At 66.0% G+C, this 17,190-nt stretch carries 19 protein-coding genes; 7 read left to right on the top strand and 12 right to left on the bottom strand.

Features of this window, described 5'->3' with window-relative positions:
• Position 1: 1 nt before the first annotated feature.
• Genes OC159_RS12085 through OC159_RS12055 form a run of 7 tightly spaced genes read left to right on the top strand, consistent with a single transcriptional unit; the run spans position 2 to position 7,319 of the window.
• On the top strand, positions 2-538 hold the full coding sequence (locus OC159_RS12085) for a hypothetical protein (protein WP_167623742.1): 537 nt from the start codon (positions 2-4) through the stop codon (positions 536-538).
• Positions 538-1,578, top strand: coding sequence for a type IV secretion system protein (locus OC159_RS12080; protein WP_265501430.1), 1,041 nt, complete (start codon positions 538-540; stop codon positions 1,576-1,578). The genes OC159_RS12085 and OC159_RS12080 overlap by 1 nt, the downstream gene beginning before the upstream one ends.
• Before the next feature lie 24 nt (positions 1,579-1,602).
• Positions 1,603-2,289 carry a virB8 family protein gene (locus OC159_RS12075; protein WP_265501429.1) on the top strand — a complete coding sequence of 229 codons (687 nt, stop codon included), beginning with the start codon at positions 1,603-1,605 and terminating at the stop codon, positions 2,287-2,289.
• Positions 2,286-3,017, top strand: coding sequence for a TrbG/VirB9 family P-type conjugative transfer protein (locus OC159_RS12070; protein WP_265501428.1), 732 nt, complete (start codon positions 2,286-2,288; stop codon positions 3,015-3,017). Before OC159_RS12075 ends, OC159_RS12070 begins: the two co-directional genes overlap by 4 nt.
• Entirely contained in the window at positions 3,017-4,396 is a 1,380-nt protein-coding gene (locus OC159_RS12065) for a TrbI/VirB10 family protein (protein WP_167623738.1), read from the top strand. The genes OC159_RS12070 and OC159_RS12065 overlap by 1 nt, the downstream gene beginning before the upstream one ends.
• Positions 4,393-5,391: an ATPase, T2SS/T4P/T4SS family gene (locus OC159_RS12060; protein ID WP_167623737.1), complete on the top strand. Its 999-nt coding sequence runs from the start codon at positions 4,393-4,395 to the stop codon at positions 5,389-5,391. Before OC159_RS12065 ends, OC159_RS12060 begins: the two co-directional genes overlap by 4 nt.
• Positions 5,388-7,319 carry a type IV secretory system conjugative DNA transfer family protein gene (locus OC159_RS12055; protein WP_265501427.1) on the top strand — a complete coding sequence of 644 codons (1,932 nt, stop codon included), beginning with the start codon at positions 5,388-5,390 and terminating at the stop codon, positions 7,317-7,319. The genes OC159_RS12060 and OC159_RS12055 overlap by 4 nt, the downstream gene beginning before the upstream one ends.
• Before the next feature lie 63 nt (positions 7,320-7,382).
• Here the strand turns inward: OC159_RS12055 and OC159_RS12050 are convergent, their stop codons facing one another.
• From OC159_RS12050 to OC159_RS11995, 12 genes are all read right to left on the bottom strand, one after another.
• Positions 7,383-7,700 (bottom strand): type II toxin-antitoxin system RelE/ParE family toxin, encoded by a 318-nt coding sequence (locus OC159_RS12050; protein WP_265501426.1) that lies wholly within the window; start codon positions 7,698-7,700, stop codon positions 7,383-7,385.
• A complete protein-coding gene (locus OC159_RS12045) occupies positions 7,679-7,936 on the bottom strand; it encodes a type II toxin-antitoxin system ParD family antitoxin (RefSeq protein WP_167623734.1) in 258 nt (85 codons plus the stop codon). The genes OC159_RS12050 and OC159_RS12045 overlap by 22 nt, the downstream gene beginning before the upstream one ends.
• A gap of 162 nt (positions 7,937-8,098) precedes the next feature.
• Positions 8,099-9,994 carry a relaxase/mobilization nuclease domain-containing protein gene (locus OC159_RS12040; RefSeq protein WP_265501424.1) on the bottom strand — a complete coding sequence of 632 codons (1,896 nt, stop codon included), beginning with the start codon at positions 9,992-9,994 and terminating at the stop codon, positions 8,099-8,101.
• The gene (locus tag OC159_RS12035) at positions 9,975-10,523 is read right to left on the bottom strand and encodes a DNA mobilization endonuclease VirD1/MobC family subunit (protein WP_265501422.1); all 549 of its coding nucleotides are present in this window, start codon (positions 10,521-10,523) and stop codon (positions 9,975-9,977) included. Before OC159_RS12035 ends, OC159_RS12040 begins: the two co-directional genes overlap by 20 nt.
• Positions 10,524-11,083: 560 nt before the next feature.
• A complete protein-coding gene (locus tag OC159_RS12030; protein ID WP_265501421.1) occupies positions 11,084-11,365 on the bottom strand; it encodes a hypothetical protein in 282 nt (93 codons plus the stop codon).
• A gap of 140 nt (positions 11,366-11,505) precedes the next feature.
• A complete protein-coding gene (locus OC159_RS12025; RefSeq protein WP_167623730.1) occupies positions 11,506-11,712 on the bottom strand; it encodes a cold-shock protein in 207 nt (68 codons plus the stop codon).
• Between the two features lie 193 nt (positions 11,713-11,905).
• Entirely contained in the window at positions 11,906-12,148 is a 243-nt protein-coding gene (locus OC159_RS12020) for a hypothetical protein (protein ID WP_167623729.1), read from the bottom strand.
• Positions 12,149-12,537: 389 nt separating this feature from the next.
• Positions 12,538-13,020, bottom strand: a complete 483-nt coding sequence (locus OC159_RS12015; protein ID WP_265501420.1) for a DUF3768 domain-containing protein — start codon at positions 13,018-13,020, stop codon at positions 12,538-12,540.
• A 470-nt stretch (positions 13,021-13,490) separates the two neighbouring features.
• Positions 13,491-14,426: a DUF2493 domain-containing protein gene (locus OC159_RS12010; RefSeq protein WP_167623727.1), complete on the bottom strand. Its 936-nt coding sequence runs from the start codon at positions 14,424-14,426 to the stop codon at positions 13,491-13,493.
• Between the two features lie 327 nt (positions 14,427-14,753).
• A complete protein-coding gene (locus tag OC159_RS12005; protein ID WP_265501418.1) occupies positions 14,754-15,797 on the bottom strand; it encodes a DUF7146 domain-containing protein in 1,044 nt (347 codons plus the stop codon).
• Between the two features lie 377 nt (positions 15,798-16,174).
• The gene (locus OC159_RS12000; protein ID WP_265501416.1) at positions 16,175-16,402 is read right to left on the bottom strand and encodes a type II toxin-antitoxin system VapB family antitoxin; all 228 of its coding nucleotides are present in this window, start codon (positions 16,400-16,402) and stop codon (positions 16,175-16,177) included.
• A gap of 309 nt (positions 16,403-16,711) precedes the next feature.
• Positions 16,712-17,077, bottom strand: a complete 366-nt coding sequence (locus OC159_RS11995; RefSeq protein ID WP_265501414.1) for an antirestriction protein — start codon at positions 17,075-17,077, stop codon at positions 16,712-16,714.
• Between the last annotated feature and the right edge of the window lie 113 nt (positions 17,078-17,190).

The following is a 17,190-nucleotide window of genomic DNA, read 5'->3' as shown; positions in this document are numbered from 1 at the left end:
CATGAGACGGACGGCATTGCTGAGCGGGCTGGTGATCCTGGGCATTGGCACGATGGGCCTGGCGCAAACCTCCGGAGCGCCTCCTGACCTCCCCGAGCCGGAACTGCAGGAACTCTTGGACCAACAGGCCGAAATGAGCGAGGCGGAACGGAAAGCCGAGGAGGATTTCCTGAACCTCGACCTGTCATCCGATGTTGACGTGTCGAGTGTCGAACGGGTGCCAAGCGCAGATCAGAACCAACCGAACCGGACCTGCGAGCCTACACCGGAGATGAATGCCAATCTGCGCCGATCCAATAAGCCTGGCGATCGCGCCTACCGAGACATTGCGGTTTATCTTTCAACGACGAATGTCATCGCAACACAGGACTGCACCTGTGCCGGAAAAATCATCCCACACGAGACGGTGGTCAGGTTCGAGGATCGGTTGCGCAAGGAATTGGACGTGGATGTCCTTACGCCTGACCACACCCGCGGCCTCTACGAAGCCTACGAACGACAGATCAAGATCGTCGACGCCATGTGTGGAGAATACTGATGGCCTTGGTGGAAACCATTCTCGGCGACCTGGACGCAGCAGTCCTCGACGTTGGCGAGACATACTTCACGTCGACTGCCGATGCTCTCGACCCCATGCTGACGATCGTGACCACGCTCCTGATCGCCTTGGTCGGGGTCAACATGGCGCTTGGGGCTTATCGGCTGTCCATGCGCGATGCTTGGCAGGTCGTGTCAAGGATCGTGCTGGTCTTCCTGTTTGCCCGCTCCTGGGCGAACTTCGGCACGATCTATGATGCGCTCTCTTCAGGCGCGGGCAATCTTGCCCTTAGCTTCTTTCACGGCGGGGCAGCCACGCCCGAGGCGGCCATGGACAAGTTCGCGGTGCAGATGTCGGATGTGGCGGACGGGGCCGCGGCGGCTCAAAGTGCCATCGCCCGGGGCGTGATCGCCGGGTTCCTGTTCATCATCTTGTCGATCCTGATGGCGGCCTATGTGCTGATCGTCGGCTTCTCGAAGATCATGATCGCGTTCTTATTGGGTGTGGCACCGCTAGCGATGATTGCCACGCTGTTCGAGCGCACCAAGAGCCTCTTCGAAGCTTGGCTCACCTCGTTCGTAGGATACCTGCTTTACCCCATTGCGGCAGCTGCAGTGATTGGCGCGGTTGTCGCAATGGCCGAAGCGCAGTTCAGACCGCAAGCCGAGGTGCGGGATTTTTCCATGATCCTCGGTTTTATGTGCGTCGCCTTTGTGGGCATCTTCGCACTGCTGGCGATCCCGACTGCGGCGGCCAACATCACCGGCAACTTCAATCTGGCCAACTTCGCCCCCGAGGCGGTGCGGCTGGTCGGGCGTCCGGTGCTGCTTCCTGCAACTGCGGCCGGAGCCGGGATACGCAGGGGAGGAGAGGCGCTCAAGGCCCGTGGGGAGGCCCTTCTATCCGGGGTTGTCACGGGCAAGACGCCGATGCTTGCCGCCCGTGCTCGGGACCGAGCATGGGCCGAGAAGGGCGCCGATCTGCGCGCCAAGCTGCGCGGCATCAACATCATGCGGGGCAAGGGTGACAGCAGCCAATGAGGCATCCAAGTTCTGGAGAAGACCATGAAGGACGGCGAGGCTGACAGCAGGACGATCCTGGAAACCGAACTGATCTTCGGTGTCCGCCGGCGCGAGCGGTTGGCATGGGGTGTGGCCATCGGCGGGGTTTTGGTGGGCCTTGGCGGGGTCGCCGTCGCAGGGCTGACGCTGCCCCTGAAGGAAACACAGGCTTTCGTAACCATCGTGGACAAGGACACCGGTCTGGCTGAGCGCGCGGTGCGGATCGAGGCGGCCGGTGTCGAGCAGGGTGCCGCTGTCGAGCAGTCGCTCCTCTACAACTACGTCAAGAACCGCGAGACCTATGACGAGGCCGACAACGAGGCCCGCATCCTGCGCGTCTACCGCATGTCCGCGACCCGCGTGCAGGCGGCGCTGAAGGCACAATGGAACAAGACGAACCCAAACTATCCGCCGCTGATCTATGGCGCGAGCGGCAAGGTCGTCGTGGATGTGCTCTCGATCACGCCGGTCGCCGAGAACACCGCCCAGGTCCGCTTTACCAAGCGCCTCGAGAAGCCCGGCGAGCCGGACAGGATCGGCAAGTTCTATGCCACGGTCCGCTATGCCTTCGAGCCCACGACCGCGAGTGCGGTGGAACTCGTCTGGGAGAACCCCTTCGGCTTCACCGTCACTGATTACCGCATCACGGCGGAAAGCTTTGAGGCTCAGGATATGGAGGTCCGGCCATGATCCGCTCCGTCACCATCGTCGCGCTGCTCGCGCTGTCCCTGCCCGCCCTGGCCTATGCGGAAGCGCGCCCCCGCGCGGGTGGAAATGACAGCCGCCTGACCTATGCCACCTTTCAGGAGGGGCAGGTTTATACCATCAACACCCGGGTCCGGAACGTCACTCTGGTCGAACTTGGGGATGGCGAGACGATCCGCTCGATTGCCATCGGCGACAGCGAGGCCTTTCAAGTCGAGAAGCTTGAAGGCTCCAACGTCTTTACCGTCAAGCCCGTCCTCGACGGCGTCAGCACCAATCTGACGGTTGAGACCAACCGGCGCTTCTACTTCATCCATGCCGTGGAGTCCTCGCGGGCCACGCCCCACTGGTCGGTGAAGTTCACCGTGCCGGGCAGCGGCGGGTCTCGTTCCCGCGGGGCGGCCGCGGCAGCGGCAATCCCGGCGGAGGTGCCGATGACCTACCGCGTCCTGAGTCGCAGGGGTGCCGCGGAGTTCGCGCCGATCGGGATCTCGGATGACGGCAAGCGCACACTGTTCCAGATCCCGCCGGGCGCGCCGATCCCGTCGGTCTTCCGGGCCGATGCAAGGGGCCGGGAGTACAGCGTCAACACCAGTGTGAACGGCACCGTCATCACCGTCGGCGCGCGCTCGGAACGCTGGGTACTGCGCCATGGCGACGCCCATGTCTGCGTGGAGGGCACGAAGCCTGGTGCCGGGCAGAGGACGCGCTGATGGCAGAAGCCGATCCCCTGCAGGAACGGCTGCGCCGGATGCAGCCACCGGCAGCCAGGCCGCCCCTGTGGCGGCGCTTGGCGCTGCCTGCGGGGATGCTGGCGGCGGGACTTGCCGGGGGCGCCTATGTGGCGACGGTGGTCCCATCGGGAGATCCGGCTCCGTCTCCCCTGCCGACCTCGGAGGTTCGCGAGTTCCAAGACGACAGCGGACTTGACGGCTTCACGCTGACCGAGAACGAGCCAAACCCTGCGCAAGCGCTGCCGGACACGCGCACCGAGGTACGAACGGTTGCCGATCCGCAGGCCCCGGCTGATGCGGCGGCAGCGCGCGCGGCCCTGGAGCGGGCCAGGGCTGAACTCGCGGCGGTCCGGGCCGAGTTGGCCGCAGCCAGAGCCAACCCGGAAACCTCCGCCGCCGATCTCGAGGCATTGCGCGCGGAGCTGGACCAGCTGAAGGTCGACATGGCCGGCAAGGACCAGGCGCTCGATGAGCTGACCCGCGAGAACCTGCGCCTGCAATCCGATCTGGACCTTGCTGCCGAACTGGCCAACCAGACGCAGGTGCAGGCCGATCTGGAAGCGCAGCAGCTGGCAGAGCTTGAGCGGCGCCGAACCGAGATGGAAGCGCGCCGTGCCGAGGAAGAAGCCCTGCTGCAAGCCCGCACGCAGTCGGCGATGGTCGCTTATCGTGCCGGCGGCGGCAGCGGGACAGGGGAAGACAGCGGGGCGGGCGGCACCGACGAGCGGTCTGACGCCGCCGAGCGCTTCCGGCGCGCGGGCCGCTCCGAGGCCGTCCAGTCGGAGGTCATTTCCGAACCCTCGCGAACCGTGGTCCAGGGCACGCTCATCGAGGCCACGCTTGCCAACGCCATCTCCAGCCAGCTTGAAGGCAATGTCGCGGCCACGGTCAGCTATGACGTCTGGTCGATGGACATGGCCAATGTCCTGATCCCGCGCGGCTCGCGGCTGTTTGGCCGCTACAGCTCGTCCATCGAGAAAGGCCAGCGGCGGATCATGGTGGCCTGGGACCGGGTGGTGACGCCGGACGGGCAGTCGGTCGACCTTGCCGCCTACGGGACGGACCGCGTGGGCCGAGCAGGGGTGACGGGCCGGGTCAACACCCGCACCCTGGCACGCTTTTCGGCGGCGGCAGCCGTGTCGATCATCGGCGCCGCCCCTGCGGTGCTCGCGGCCGCCGTCGAGGAGGGCAGCGACGACGGGATCGCCCGCGACACTGCGGAAAACATTGGCAGCAACGCCAGCGATGCGATCGGCGGGGTGATCAAGGACTACATCGACATCCCTGCCACGATCAGCGTCGATCAGGGCGCCGTGATCATGGTCATGGTGAACGCCGACCTGGAAATGCTCCCATGACGGAGGTGGGCCACCTGGAAACCCGGCTTGGCATCCTGCAGCCCTTGATCGGCGACGAGGCCACCATCGAGATCGCCATCAACGCCGACGGCCGGGTCTGGGTCGAGCGTGCAGGCGACAGTCATATGTCCTTGGCCGGGATCATCCTCCCGCCCGTCGAGGTCAGGGATCTGGCGGGTCTGATCGCCAACAAGCAGCGCCTGACCCTGACCGACAACCAGCCCGCGATCTCGACCACTGTCGAGGTTACCGGAGCAGCCCTGCGCTGCCAAGCCATCATCCCGCCCGCCTCGGCGGGGGGCACGGTGATCTCGGTTCGGGTGTTCCGCCGCAGGGAAGCCGGCACTGCCCCCCGGCCCTTCCACTTTTTGCGCGACCAGACCGTGTCGCTGGAAGCAGAGCGGCTGGAACTCTTGCGCGCGATCCGCCGGATGGCGCTCGAAGATGAGGATCCCGACACCTTCCTGCGGGCCTGCGTCGAGGCGCGCATGAACCTCGTGATCTCGGGGGGCACCTCCTCGGGCAAGACCGAACTGGCGCGGCGGCTCCTGTGGATGGTAAAAGACGAGCATCGCCTGGCCCTGATCGAGGATGCATCCGAACTGCTTCCCGGCCAGGAGAACACCGTCAGCCTGATCGCCGAACGGAATGAGGCCTCCGCGCGCTCGACCGACAGACTCCTGGAAATGACCCTGCGCCTGCGCCCCGACCGGATCATCCTGGGCGAACTCCGTGGGACCGAGGCGGTCACCTTCCTCGAGGCCATCAACACCGGTCACGAGGGCAGCGTCACCACCATCCATGCCACAAGCGCGCGCAAGGCCGTCAACAGGCTAGCCTTCCTAGTGATGCGCGCAGGCATGCCGCTGACGCTATCGGAGATCCGCGACTATGTTCTCCAGTCCGTCGATGTCGTCGTGCAGACCGGGCGGATCGGAACTGATCGCGGCATCCTGGAGACGTGGTTTCCGGGGCTCGATGGGGAAAGGCCATGACCCGCCTGAGCGTTGCCGTTCCGGTTGGGCTGATCACCGGGGCCTTTGTCGGCCTGATGATCGGCGGCCTTTGGCTGCAGTGGCAATCAGGCATGAACCCCAACGCCGGGCATCCGTTCGTGCTCCTCACCGATTTCCCGGGCCTGCGGGCGGCGGGACGGGAGCCGTGGCGATCGGCCTATGGGATCGTTCTGGCGGGCACGGTGCTGCTGGGACTTGTGGCGGCGTTCCTGTCCGTTTCCCGGCGGCTGACAACCTACGGCAAGGCGCATTTCCAGAGCCGCCGCGAGGTCCGGCGGAACGGGCTCGTGCAACCCTTGGGTTCGGGCTTGGTGTTCGGCAAGTTCGGGCAACCGCACAGGACGGGCCGCTTCGTCTGCGGCAGCTATGACAGGTTTCCGCATGCCCTGGTGGCCGCGCCGACCCGCTCGGGCAAGGGGGTAGGCTATGTCATCCCGAACACACTCCTTTTTCCCGGCTCCTGCGTCATCATGGACGTCAAGGGCGAGATCTTCGAAGCGACCGCCCGGCACCGGCAGGGCGGGGGCGATCGGGTGTTTCGCATCGCGCCCTTCGACTTCGACCATCCGACCCACCGCTACAATCCCCTTGAGCGGATCGCCCGCATCGCCGACACCGATCAACGCTTTACCGAACTTTCGAAGCTCGCCAGCTATTTCCTGATCCCGAAGACCGAGAAGGGCGGCGCGTCGGACTTCATCGTAGGCGCGCGCCAGCTGTTCGTGGCCGCCGGGATGCTGGCCATCGAGCGTGGCACGGCCAGCATCGGCGCGATCGCCCGTCTTCTTTTCGATACCGCCAACAAGGAGATCGCCTTTCGCAGGCTTGCGGGCGAGACGCGCCACGCTCCCTCGGCCACGATCTTTCTGAACTTCTCGGGCTACTCGGACCGGACGCTGTCCTCCTATGTCTCGGTCCTCGACGGGGCGGGCCTGGGATTGTGGCTGAACCCGCGCATCGACAAGGTCACGGCGGTCAACGACTTTTCCTGGAACGACATCCGCCGCAGCCCGCACGCGATCTATGTTGTCGCCAATTCGGACGACGTCCCCACACTCGCGCCCCTCTTGCGGCTGATGTTCGGCGAACTGATCGCCACCATGCGGGCGCGCATCCCTGACCCGAAGCTGGAGCCCTGGCCCGTGCAGATCATCCTCGACGAGTTCGACCAGCTTGGCCCCATGCCGATCATCGTGCAATCGCTGAAGCAGCTTGCCGGTCATGGCGCGCGGGTGTCGATCATCACCCAGTCGGTGCCGGGGCTGGAAAGCATCTACTCCGAGAACGAGCGGCTGTCGATCGAGGCGGCCGCCGGGATGAAGCTCTATATCGCGCCCAACGAGAAAAAGACCGCCGGCGAGGTGGCCGAGGCCCTGGGCAAGACCACCCGGCTGGCGCTGAGCGACAGCTACTCGCAGGACGGCAAGGGTTTGTTGAAGCGGTCGGTCTCGCGGCGCAACGAGGAGCGTCCGCTGATGACACCCGACGAGATCCGCAGGCTCGCCCCGGACAAGGTCATCCTGATCCCCGAGCGGCAGAACCCCATTCTGGCTGACCGGATCGTCTATTATGAGGACGCCCGGTTCAAAGCCCTTGTCGACGCCCAGAAGGGACCGCTGCCCTATCCCGATCCCCTGCGGGACGAACTCGACACCCTCCGGGCGGAAATGGCCGCGCTGCGCGATGCCCGGGTCGTCTATTCTTCGAGACGACCTCCCCATCCGGCAAGGGAGCCCGCGGCGTCAACCGGGCATCTGGCGCAGACGGTCCTGGAGGAGGCGGATGTCCCGGCGGGCTCCGATGTCGTAGACAATGACGTTGCTGCAGCAGTCCAGGCCGGGATGGACGATTTCGATCGCCAACTGCGGGAAACGAAGGCCGCTGCCGTTGAGATCGACTTGTCGTGAGCAAGGGCACGATGCCGGTGTCCCCGGGGCTTCGATCCGGCTCGGGATTGGTGCCCCGCGGCGTCACCCGTCCGGGAACAGGATCGCCTCGATGTCCATGGCGCCGTTCACGACATGCAGGACCGTGATCCGCTCAGGGGTGACGCGATAGAAGATCAGATAGCGCCCATGCACCCGGCGCCGAATGCCGTGGCGCTCATGGCGGGGCACGATTGGCCACGCCAGCGGCATCTCCGCCAAGTCCATGCAGCACTGGTAAAGCTCCCGGATGAAGGTCACGGCGCGGGCAGGATTGTCGCGCGCGATATAATCGCCGATCCCCTCCAGGTCCGCCTCGGCCGTGGCGGTGATCTCGACGATCATTCCGTGCCGCGCGGCCATGCCTCGTATCTGGCTTCCAGCCGGGCCGCCACGTCCGCAGCTGGCCGCACCCGCCCTGCGTCGGCATCGGCCATGCCACGCGCCAGAGCCTGGTCCAGCACGGCCAGGCGCATCTCGCGCTCCTGGATCAGGCGGATGCCCTCGCGCACGACCTCACTTTTCGAGTTGTAGCGGCCGCTTTCGACAAGCTCCGCCACATAGCCTTCAAGCTTCGGTCCAAGTTCGGCACTCAGCATGTCCTGCTCCTTATGCTGGAACCAAAGTGGCAGCATTCATAACAGTTATCAAGTCACACTTTTGATCCGCAACATCGGGTACTTTCTTGGCTCCCATGTCGTGGCGCCAGCGACAGCGTCGTCAGGCACGTCCCGACCGATCAAACGCCGCTTGCCGCCCTTTCAGAGATCCAGATCGTGATCCTTGCGGCGCAGCTCGTGCTGCGGTGTCTCACGGCTGTGTTCGCGCGCCAGGAGCCGTTCCCGGGCCAGCTCGGCCTGCCGCCGGGACAGCCCCATGCTTTCGTGGCTCTCGGCCGCCGCCACCAGGGCACGGGCAATCTCGCGCCGCTGCACCGGCTCGGGGAAGTCGGAGGCCAAGGCCCGATCATCGCCTGAAGCGATCTGCGCCATGATCGTCTCGCCGTAGCGCTCCTTCAGGTCGGTGGCAAAGCGCTCGGCATGATCCTCCCGCTCGAACTCCACCCGGCCGTGCCGGTGGTGCACCGTGGCCAGCGTCTCCAGGGTGCGGACCAGGCGGTCGTCGTCTTGCTGGTGCGCGGTCCTTTCGATCGCACCGATCCCCAGGGCCCCGTCCAGGATTGTCGTGGCCCGGGCATGGAAGCGGTCCAGAAGATCTGCGGCCTGCGCGCGCCCCTTGGCGTCCTCCAGATCGAGCCCTTGCGCGGCCGAGACGGCCTTGAGATCCGCCTTGACCCATTCCCGCTCCTGCCAGGCATTCGCGGCGCGATGCTCGAGCCGCCGCTCCATTGCGCCGCGCTCGATGCCCACCGCCTCGGCCGCCGCCACGACTGCCGCGCGGATCTCGCGGGTGGTCTCTCCACTCAGCACCCGTGTCGCGCTGCCCCGGGTAATGGCGTCCCCGTCCAGTTCGGTCCGGTAAAGCGTCGAGCGCGGCGGCTCCTGCACCAGCTCGGCCCCGCGCGCATCGCCCAGATCGCGCAGGATCGCGGTCGTGACCTTGGCCAGTTCGTGGCGCATCTTGCGCCGGTCCTTGGGTCCCAACGTGGCGATCTCGCCCTCGACCCGGTCGAGCCAGCCCGAGAAGACCCGGTCCAGATCCTGCCGGGTCCGCGGGCTATCCGTGTTCTGCACATCCATCATCTCACCCTCCAGGGTTTTCGAACTCACGATGCCGCCGGTCTCGAGGATCGCGGCAGCCCGCTCCATGCCCATCTTGACGTCCTCCAGCCGGGCGAGGCTGGCGATCCCGGCCAGCGTCCTGAGCGTGGCCGCACTGCGGGTGACCACTGCCAGCCCCTCCTCAAGCGCCGGGCCCTGCAGCGCCCGCTCGCGCACCGGGCGATGCTCGCGCGCGGCCCCCTCGATCTCGGCGCGGCTCGGCCCATAGGTCAGGATGCCCCGCTCGAGCCGCGAGGAGGCATCAAGCTCCACCCCCATTCCGCCCGCGATCTCGACCAGGCGCTCCTTCATGATGGCGAGGTTGAAGGCATGGTCCTTCGCCATGAAGAACCAGGTGCCCTCCTCGAGCCCGCGGTTGTTCACCACGATATGCACATGCGGATGCGAGCGGTCGGTATGCAGCGCCGCCACATAGGCCCATTCATCCTGCATATGGGTGCCTGACTGGAACATCTCGAAGGCCCAGGCCTCGGCAATCCGCAAGGCCTTCTTGGGCGAGAGATCATAAGGAAAGGAGAGGAGCAGATGCGTGGTGTGGCCGTTCTTGGGCTCGCCCCGCCAGCCGTCCGACCACTCGAGCGCGATCGCGCGGCGCTGATCGGCCGTCAGCCCCTCCGCGTCGGGATCAAGCCCGATGGTGTTGCCGAACACGGCCTCGGACTTCGTGAAGAGATACCGGAGCTGCGCCTTGAGCCGGACCGGCGTCTGCGTGCCGCCGCGGGCGATCTTCTTCAGCACCGCGGCGTTCGAGCCCTGGCCGACCCGCCACAGATTGCGGGCTCGCGCCGAGAAGGACGACCCCCCTGCCCCCGACCGGCGTCCCCGCGCCTTGCCAAACCCGCTGTCCCGCGCCACGCGGCCGCCGAGGCGGCGCAGCCGGATCTCGCCGATCAGGTCATCCGCGAGGCTTGCCATGCTCGGCCTCCCTGAACTCGGCAAACAGCCGGATGCCGCGCCGGCGCTGCTCGTCCACCACCGCCCGCAGATAGGAGCGCATCTCCGGCAGGGCCTGGCGCAGGGTACTGAGTGCCGCCCAGTGCTCATGAGCCGGATCGATCCGGCCCTGGCCCGCCGCCAGGGCGATCGCGTTCACGGCGACGCCGATCCCGTGCAGCTCGGCACGGATCGCCTCAAGCCCGCTGGCCGTTGCCGGCTCCGCCTCCAGCAGGCCCGAGGCAGAGCGCACCAGGGCGCGAAGCGCGTCCGAGGTCGAGCCAAGGCCATGGCGCGCCTTCAGGGCTTCGAGCGCCTCCCTCTCGGCAGGCGACAGCCGCGCCGAGACGGGCTTGCCCTCCGTGGTGGCGGTTTCCCGGCTATGGTGGGGCCGGCTCGTGTTCGCCGTTGCGGCAGGCTGGGAGCGGACGCGCCGCTTTGCAGTCAATCGCTCGTCATCGCCAGGGCGTGGTGTGTCTGCCAGGGTCTGGGTCGTGTCTCGAAGGGCCATCGGGCGCTCCTGTCCACTGGTGTAGACATCGTGCATTTCCTGCCACGCCTACTCTTCTTACCATGCCACATTCTGGGGGATCTGTCACGGGTTTTGTCCCGCACAGAGAGGAGATCACCCCCACACCTCCCGCAAGCGTCTGACCTCTTCTCAGGAGGTGGTCAGCCCGATGGCTGGGTCACCGCTGAGGCCGACCTAAGCTGCGCTTCTCGGCTTCGCCGTCTTCGCGTAACCGCACTGCTCTACCCCGGCAGGTCCCTGCTGAATAGAGGGGTGGGCGACAGGTCACAGCGGGTAAGTCGCAGCCGCCCGGAGCAGATGCCTAACGGCACTGCCCCCTGCCCGAAAGAACAACTATCCCCTGAAGCCCGGCGCAGACATAAAGGTGTTATCAGCCGAGCGGGTGTGTGTGGTTGGTTTCAGAGTGTTCCCGCCCGGCTGAGAGATCCCCCATCCGTGAGGCGTGGTGCCATCGGTGTCGGGGGCGGGAAAGATCTCCGGGACCCTTCCGTGAAGCACGGGCGCGCCTTCGCCTGGGTCCTTGATATCGGGATCCGCTGTTACGTCCTGTTGTCCGACAGGGTGCTGGCTCGGCGGGGCGGAGGTGCTTTTCTGACGCGCGTCCGGATGAAGGGCGCGGCGTGCTTGCCACCGGGTCCTTCAAGCTCCAGGATGAGCGTCTCCAATTCGCCGATCTGCTTTCTGATCCGGTCGATCGTTGCATCGCGTTCCTGGTCGGACAAAGGCATTCGACCAATGTTGGCCCGGCACAGCATTACGGCCGTGTTGGCCGCCGACAGGTTGGCCTGCAAGGCGCTGTAGGTGGTGATCCGGTAGCTCATGCCCGATCCTCTTATGCGCTATTTGCATAAGGCAAACCCGGTTAAGGAGCCGTTAACAGGGCGGGACGGTGCCAGCAGATTCTGTGAAAGAACCTTCACCCGCAGCACGTTTGCGGCAGGGCGGCGACCCCCTTGGCGTCTCAGACGGCCTGCAGATCAACCGCGCTCGTCTTGCCGTTGCGGCCGGTCTCCAGCTCAAAGGAGACTTTCTGCCCGTCCCGCAGCGTGTCCAACCCGGCGCGCTGAACGGCCGTGATATGGACGAACACATCTCCGCCCCCGGTCTCCGGCGCAATGAAGCCATAACCCTTGTCGGTGTTGAACCACTTGACTGTCCCGCGTGCCATCGTCCCTCTCCGCTGCGCAACAAGCCATTGCTTGGCATAGGGTTCAACCGCGCAGCAAGAGATTTCTTAGGGGGCCGGCAGAGTAAACCTGCTGCGGTCCCGCCTTTGCCAATGCTGACTACAACGTTAGAGTAATAGCCGAGGTCATGACCAAGAGCCATTTGGTTGCATCTGCCAATATGACTGACCCTTATCAGGACGCAGTTGGCGTAATGCGTCGAAGGGTTATTTCGCAGCCGCCGCCCTCAAGGACGTGATAGCTCTCAACGACGACCCGTTCGTCGGCACCGTCCAGGGTAAGCTGCCCCTCATGAGGCCCGTTGATCTGACCTTCGTCGAGAGCCGCGTCTGCGCTGAACCGGATATAGTCGCCCCCGGTTTCAACGGTGCCACTGATCGGCTCAAGGCCGTCTAGCGAGAGTGTCGCGTCGGTCATGTGCTGCCCTCCCTCAGGGGATGAGGAGAAACAACGATCCTTCTGCTCATAAGGGGCCAGCAATTGACAAAAACGAAATACTCGCGGACGTCTCGGAACGAGGCGATGTCTGACCTGACGCCCTCGGCACCATCGGCACCCTGTTCTCACCCCAGGAGTGCTGGGATGACTGTCACGCCGCGGGACCTGTATCAGGTGGAGCCGAATGGCTTGAGAAGCTCTCGGGACATCGGCAAGGCACTGTCCCCAGGTCCGGTGCGAGCGGCCTTAGGATGCGCGTCAAAGCGGGTGCTCGGACGTCGCAGTCCAGCTCTCCTGACGCCTTATAATCCCGGACAAACTATGTGCGATAGTCAGGCGGCCCCGCTTTCGAAGCCGCCCGTGCGAGATCAGTATTCGTCGGGCAGACACAAGGTGAGAACACGGATCGTCTGCGCGGGATCGCTTTCCTGCTCCGGTCCCATCAGCCCGTCGGTGTCGTAAAGGTCGATCTTCCAGTAGATGCGCACGGTCTCGTCTCCGTGCGGCACATCCGGCATGCCGAAGCTGCGGAGGCCATCGGTGCCATGATCGTCCACGACGGACGCGTCCGTGCGCACCCGGTCGAGGGCCGCGTCCACGAAGTCACGGCCCCGGGCAACGATCCCGCACGTCACAACCACCCGGCCGCGCAGAGTCTCGCCCTGCCATTCGGTCTGCCCAAGGGCTGCTCGGAAGGCGTCGTTCTGTGCCCCGATGATCCGTGCCTCGGCCAATGCGGCCTCGTAGCGGTCGAGATCGAAGACCGGCCCCGCGCAATGGCGGCAAGCGTCTGGACGGATGCCTGCCGTGATCTGGGTGGCCTCGCAGGAGATGCATCGATACCGCGTCATGAGAATACCCTCCTTTTATCTGGCGATCCCCTCCCGGCCTTGCCCTTCTTCAAGAATGGGAGCGGACTAGGAAGGCGAGCCGCGCCTCTGGGCGCGTCTCACCTTCCTGGGCTGCCTCCCGGCGAGGGCGGGAGGGGGGCCCGGCAACTGCAAAATCAAGCCCCAAGGGTAGGGGGCCCCGTCTGCACAAGCCGCCACCTGGCGGCGCGGAAGATGGGGGTGCCCCCTTGAGGCGCCGTATTTTGTGGTTGCCGGGGGAACCGGCGGTTCCCCTCTTCCTTCCCTTCCGACACCGGTGCGGGCCAGGCGCTATGCTGTCCTGCAGGGGGCGTTCGGCTTGACCGAATCCCCCCTGCACGGCGCTGCAGTCTCCGCCTCGCCCTTTGCCTGACCCCGGCCGACCAGGCGACAGCTGCCGGCCGTGACGGCCGATGGTTGCCTGGTGGAGGAAAGATGTGGGGAAGCGGCGCTTACGCGCCGCCCTCGATCTTCATCACCGGGATGCCCAGCTTGCGGGCCTTGTCGGCGAGGTTCTCCTGGATGCCGGTGCCGGGGAAGACCAGGACACCGACCGGCAGGACATCGAGCAGCGCGTCATTGCGCTTGAAGGGTGCGGCCTTGCCGTGCTTCGTCCAGTCGGGACGGAAGGCGATCTGGGGCACCTTGCGGTGATCGGCCCAGCGGGAGGCAATGAGTTCCGCGCCCTTGGGTGAGCCGCCATGCAGGAGGACCATGTCGGGGTGCTTGGCATGGACCTGATCGAGCCTGGCCCAGATCAGCCGGTGATCGTTGAAGTCCACCCCGCCGGTCAGGGCCACCTTTGGCCCGGCAGGCAGCATCACCTCCGTCTCGGCCCGGCGCTTGGCGGCCAGGAAGTCGCGGCTGTCGATCATTGCCGCCGTGAGATGGCGATGGCTGACCATCGAGCCCGTGCGTGGCCGCCAGGCACTGCCGGTGTGGTGCTCGAAGGCCTCGGTGGCGAGGTCGCGGAAGAGCTCCATGCCGGCGCGCCGTTCGATCAAGGTCTGCCCTTCGGCCGTGAGGCGTTCGAGTTCGACGGATTTCACCTCGCTGCCGTCCTGCTCGCGCTGCAGCCGGCGCTGCGCCTGTTCGTTGCTGTCGAGTTCGCGCTCGACGCGGGCCGCGGCACGGTGGAAGAGATTGACGGTGCCCCAGAGCAGTTCCTCGAGATCGGGCTCGAGCCGGGTGTCACTGAGGCTCGCCACCAGGGCGTCGAAGATGTCGGACACGGCGCTGGAGACGGTGTCCGCCTCCGGAAGCGGCCGGGGGTCGGGCTCGTCCTGAAAGGGGCGCCAGCCGTAAAGCTGGAGTTCGGTCAGGACGTGGTCGGTCTGGGAGGCGGTGTGGACCGGCTCGGGGGCCTGGTCGTCGGGATCCTGTGTCATCGCGTTCTCCTTCGATGGGGCGGGGCGCACGTTTCTCGCGGCCTTCGCGGGCATCGACGCGCACGGGCGGGACGGACGGGCAGCCCTCGCGCCTCGCGAGGGCCTTGATGGCCAAGGCCGGCTATTTTGCTTCGCGATGCAAAGCGTCCGCAGGACGCGGCGGAAAATAGTCGGCCGCCGCCATTGCCCGACGGGCCGGCTGTGCGCCGATTGCCCCCCTCGAAGGCCCGGAACGCGGATCTCCGCGCGTGAAGGAGAGGTGACCGGGACAGGGAGGGACCCGGCCAAAGGGCAGAGGCTGGCACCCCTGCACCCCCGAGCCTGCCCTCACCCCTTCAGGAAACGGTGCCGGTCGTCAGGATGCAGCGCGTCCTTCAGCGCCGCCTGCAGGACTTGCAGCCCGAAGTGCCGCAGGTCCTCATTGAAGTCGCCTCCGACGGGCACAAGGGCAATCGCCTCGATGCCGAGGCTGGCCGCTCGAGCTAGGAGGCTGTCGCGCGCCCTGTCGCCGGCGGGGTCACGGTCGCACAGGACATACAGGCGGCGCAACGTGGGAGGAAAGAGCACGGCAGCAAGATGGGCAGCCGAGAGGGCTGCCAGCATCGGCATGCCGGGCAGCACCTGGCGGGGCGACAGCACAGTCTCGATGCCCTCTCCCACGGCCAACACATCATCGGCCACCCCGAAGCGGACGCCGTGGCCGAGAAGCTCCCCCATGGCCCGGCGCGGCGTGGCGATCGGGGCCTTGCCCAACCCATCGGCAGCAAGCCAGGTGCGATGCGCGCCCGTCTGGCGGCCGGCGAGATCGGTGACAGCGGCAATCATCGCCGGCCGGGTCTCCGTTGGCCCATGCTCGTCCGGCCGGTAGTAGCACCGGGGGTGGAAGCGCAGCGCACCCGTGCCGGAAAGGCAGGTAATCGCCCTCCCGGCCAGATAGGTTGCCGCGAGCGTGCCGCCGATCGGCTCGGCCATGGCGAAGAGCCGCCGTGCCGCCTGTCGGGAGCCGGGTGCCCTGCGGGATGTCCCGCCACCTGCTGTCTGGACCGAGGCCGGATCGGGATGGGGAAGCGCAAGAAACCGGCGTGCCTCGGCAGCCACATCCTTGAAGTCGAGAAGGCCCGTCGCTGCGCGGATCAGATCGAGCAGATCGCCGTGCTCGCCTGTGGCGGCATCAGACCAGCGGCCCGCAGCACCCCCGCCGGTTTCCGGGCCTGCCAGACGCACGAACATCGAGCGACCGGGAGTGTTTCTCACATCGCCGACCAGCCAGTAGTTGCCGGTCTTTCGACCAGAGGACAGGTAATGGCGGCAGACCGCCTCGGCCTCGCGGCCAAGACGGATCGCCAGATCGGACGCGTCACGATGGGGCATCAGAGGATCTCCTGTGTGCTGGGGCATCTGCCGCCTCCGGGGTCCGGACCGCGGACCCTCGGTCGCGGCGTTTTCCCGGGGGCAGAAAGCACGAATTCGCGGGACTCTCTCGACCGCATCGGCTCACCCTCCTGCCCCGACCCCCCTCTGTCTTTGCCGGCGGTCTCCATCACCGCACCACGGCCGGGCGGCACACCCTCACAGCCTTCCCCGATGGCCATCCCCTGGTCTGCTGGCGGAAGCAGGGTCTTGGGCTTCAAGGCACAGGTCGGCGACAAGTACCCGCAGTCATGTGACGAAGCGGCGTCAACTGTGACAGCGGATGCCTCTGTGCGCACAGCGCGCAAGGCGGTCAGACGAAAGCGTTGGTATGACCCTCAGCGCTTTTTTGACGGGTGCACCATGCGCGTCGATTTGCGGCCGTAGTTTTTCACCGTCTCGCGCAAGGTCGCAATCTGGTCATCAATGGTGGGTGTGGACCGCAGACGCTCGATCTCGTTTTGGAGAGCCAGGCGCATGGCTTCCGTCTTGTTGACACCGAGCATGTCCGCCAGGGTTTGCGCCAAGTCATCCAGGCGTTCATCGCGGGTTGTGCGCTCTTCCATCGTGGGGTCCGCCTTGCATGCACGGCCATGATCATCCGGTAACCCCAAGGTGGGCTGCTCGGCAAGACAGCACGAGATTGCAGCCAAGCCGCTCGACAGGGGCCGTTTTGGTAGCCACGCGCCTGCTGATCGGACCGCCTTCTGCCAAGGATAACGACCTGATGCGCATCTTCTCCTCGGCCCTAGATCCCGGCGCGTGTCCAGGAGGTAGGCTTCTCTCGCTTGCCGTCTGAGCCGCCCTCCTGCGGCGCCATGGCGAAAGCCAGCAGGAAACAAGCGCCCCGCCGTAAAGCAGGGCGCTTGCACGGTTCAGTCGATGGCCTGGAAAATCTCGCGGGCCTCGGGATGATCCGCGGCATGGGCGTAAAGGCGGGCAAAGCCGTCTGAGAGTTCCGGGGCGTCATGGCGGAACGACAGGTGGGAGAAGGCAAAGAGCGTGGCGATGATGCCCGCGGCGTCAGCCGATACCTCGCCTTCATAGCCGTTACCGTCCCAGACGAGATGGAAGCGCGGCCTGCAGGTCGGGGCGAGATAAAGGGGCTCGCCTGCCCGCTCAAGGAAGTCCCACATGCCGCCGGTGTAGTCCGTCGGGCTCAGCCTTTCCATGAAGCCGAAGACGGTGTGTTCGCCGACAAGGAGAAGACGGGCGCCGAACAGCCGAGGCAGAAAGGCCATGCGGCGCTCCTCGGGAACGGGCATGGCAGAGGAGAATGAGGGTGCGGTGAGGCTCATGGCGGAGATCTCCGGTTATGAGATACGGGGATGCGCCTGCCATGTCGCTCTCTAGC

The organism is Paracoccus beibuensis, assembly GCF_026162625.1.
GTDB classification, from domain to species: Bacteria; Pseudomonadota; Alphaproteobacteria; order Rhodobacterales; family Rhodobacteraceae; genus Paracoccus; species Paracoccus beibuensis.
This window is presented reverse-complemented; position numbering and strand designations above follow the sequence as displayed.

Bases quoted from the DNA above. Each gene is read 5' to 3' on its own strand.
- OC159_RS12085 (WP_167623742.1), top strand. From the start codon at position 2: ATGAGACGGACGGCATTGCTGAGCGGGCTGGTGATCCTGGGCATTGGC.
- OC159_RS12080 (WP_265501430.1), top strand. From the start codon at position 538: ATGGCCTTGGTGGAAACCATTCTCGGCGACCTGGACGCAGCAGTCCTC.
- OC159_RS12075 (WP_265501429.1), top strand. From the start codon at position 1,603: ATGAAGGACGGCGAGGCTGACAGCAGGACGATCCTGGAAACCGAACTG.
- OC159_RS12070 (WP_265501428.1), top strand. From the start codon at position 2,286: ATGATCCGCTCCGTCACCATCGTCGCGCTGCTCGCGCTGTCCCTGCCC.
- OC159_RS12065 (WP_167623738.1), top strand. From the start codon at position 3,017: ATGGCAGAAGCCGATCCCCTGCAGGAACGGCTGCGCCGGATGCAGCCA.
- OC159_RS12060 (WP_167623737.1), top strand. From the start codon at position 4,393: ATGACGGAGGTGGGCCACCTGGAAACCCGGCTTGGCATCCTGCAGCCC.
- OC159_RS12055 (WP_265501427.1), top strand. From the start codon at position 5,388: ATGACCCGCCTGAGCGTTGCCGTTCCGGTTGGGCTGATCACCGGGGCC.
- OC159_RS12050 (WP_265501426.1), bottom strand. From the start codon at position 7,700: ATGGCCGCGCGGCACGGAATGATCGTCGAGATCACCGCCACGGCCGAG.
- OC159_RS12045 (WP_167623734.1), bottom strand. From the start codon at position 7,936: ATGCTGAGTGCCGAACTTGGACCGAAGCTTGAAGGCTATGTGGCGGAG.
- OC159_RS12040 (WP_265501424.1), bottom strand. From the start codon at position 9,994: ATGGCAAGCCTCGCGGATGACCTGATCGGCGAGATCCGGCTGCGCCGC.
- OC159_RS12035 (WP_265501422.1), bottom strand. From the start codon at position 10,523: ATGGCCCTTCGAGACACGACCCAGACCCTGGCAGACACACCACGCCCT.
- OC159_RS12030 (WP_265501421.1), bottom strand. From the start codon at position 11,365: ATGAGCTACCGGATCACCACCTACAGCGCCTTGCAGGCCAACCTGTCG.
- OC159_RS12025 (WP_167623730.1), bottom strand. From the start codon at position 11,712: ATGGCACGCGGGACAGTCAAGTGGTTCAACACCGACAAGGGTTATGGC.
- OC159_RS12020 (WP_167623729.1), bottom strand. From the start codon at position 12,148: ATGACCGACGCGACACTCTCGCTAGACGGCCTTGAGCCGATCAGTGGC.
- OC159_RS12015 (WP_265501420.1), bottom strand. From the start codon at position 13,020: ATGACGCGGTATCGATGCATCTCCTGCGAGGCCACCCAGATCACGGCA.
- OC159_RS12010 (WP_167623727.1), bottom strand. From the start codon at position 14,426: ATGACACAGGATCCCGACGACCAGGCCCCCGAGCCGGTCCACACCGCC.
- OC159_RS12005 (WP_265501418.1), bottom strand. From the start codon at position 15,797: ATGCCCCATCGTGACGCGTCCGATCTGGCGATCCGTCTTGGCCGCGAG.
- OC159_RS12000 (WP_265501416.1), bottom strand. From the start codon at position 16,402: ATGGAAGAGCGCACAACCCGCGATGAACGCCTGGATGACTTGGCGCAA.
- OC159_RS11995 (WP_265501414.1), bottom strand. From the start codon at position 17,077: ATGGCCTTTCTGCCTCGGCTGTTCGGCGCCCGTCTTCTCCTTGTCGGC.